At 64.0% G+C, this 1,382-nt stretch carries 1 protein-coding gene; it reads left to right on the forward strand.

The features are described from left to right. Window positions 1–50: 50 nt before the first annotated feature. The gene (locus BXA11_RS41065) at window positions 51–1,379 is read left to right on the forward strand and encodes an IS630 family transposase (protein WP_076443343.1); all 1,329 of its coding nucleotides are present in this window, start codon (window positions 51–53) and stop codon (window positions 1,377–1,379) included. Window positions 1,380–1,382: the final 3 nt, after the last annotated feature.

Genomic DNA, 1,382 nt, shown 5'->3' on the forward strand with positions numbered 1-1,382 from the left:
CTAGTGCCATACGCCTGAAATTCGTCGGATAAATACTTATCCTGATGCGTATGGGGAATCCGGGCCCGTCCGCAGTACCGATCGAGTTGACCGATGCTGAGCGGGCCTGGCTGCACGGCCTCACAGCGGGGGCGTCAGAGCTGGCGAGCCGAGCGAAGATCGTACTGGCCTGTGCCGAGTCCGGGGCCAGCAATGCGCAGGTGGCACGGGATCTCGGTATGAGCGTGGCGACGGCCCGCCGGTGGCGGACCGCCTATGCCCAAGGGGGAAGGAACGCCCTGCTCGACAGGCCCCGGACGGGGCGGCCAAAGGCCGGGTTGACGCTGACCGACGCCGAACGCGCCACCCTGCAACGATGGGCGCGGCGCAGTAAATCCTCGCAAGTCCTGGCGACGCGCTCGAAGATCGTGCTGGCGTGCGCGGACGGCAAGGACAACAAGCAGATCGCCCAGCAGTTGCGGGTCCACCCCGACACGGTGTCCAAGTGGCGCAACCGGTTCGTCAAGCTGCGCCTTGATGGGCTCATAGACGAACAGCGGCCTGGCCGGCCACCGTCCGTCACCCTTGACCAGGTCGAGCGGGTCGTAGTGGACACGTTGGAAAGGGCGCCCGAAGACGCCACGCACTGGTCCCGGGCATCGATGGCTCGTCGCAGCGGACTGTCGAAGTCCACGATCGGCCGGATCTGGCGGGACTTCGGGCTGAAACCCCACCAGGCCGAGACTTTCAAGCTCTCGACCGATCCGCTGTTTGTGGAGAAGGTCGTCGATGTCGTGGGGCTGTATCACAATCCGCCCGAGCGGGCGGTGGTGCTCTGCGTGGACGAGAAGTCCCAGATCCAAGCCCTGGACCGGTCGCAACCGGTGCTGCCGATGATGCCGGGCATGCCCGAGCGGCGTACCCACGATTACGTCCGCAACGGGATCACGAGCCTGTTCGCAGCGTTTAACGTCGCAGACGGCACCGTCATCGGTGAGCTGCACCGCCAGCACCGCGCCGCCGAGTTCAAGAAGTTTCTGATCACGATCGACAAGACGGTTCCCACCGAGTTGGACGTCCACCTGATCTGTGACAACTACGGCACTCACAAAACTCCGGCGATCAAGGCGTGGCTGGCCCGCCATCCGCGGTTCCACATGCACTTCACCCCCACCGGCTCCTCCTGGATCAACCAGGTGGAGCGGTGGTTCGGGTTCCTGACCGATCAGCTCATCCGGCGCGGGGTGCACAAGAGCGTCCAGTCCCTGGAGAAGGACATCCGCGACTGGATCGCTCAGTGGAACAACAACCCTCGACCGTTCGTATGGAAGAAGACCGCAGAGGAGATCCTCGAATCCCTCGCACGATATTGCCGACGAATTTCAGGCGCAGGACACTAGTGC

It is taken from the genome of Microbispora rosea, assembly GCF_900156315.1.
In the GTDB taxonomy this organism is placed as follows: Bacteria; Actinomycetota; Actinomycetes; order Streptosporangiales; family Streptosporangiaceae; genus Microbispora; species Microbispora rosea.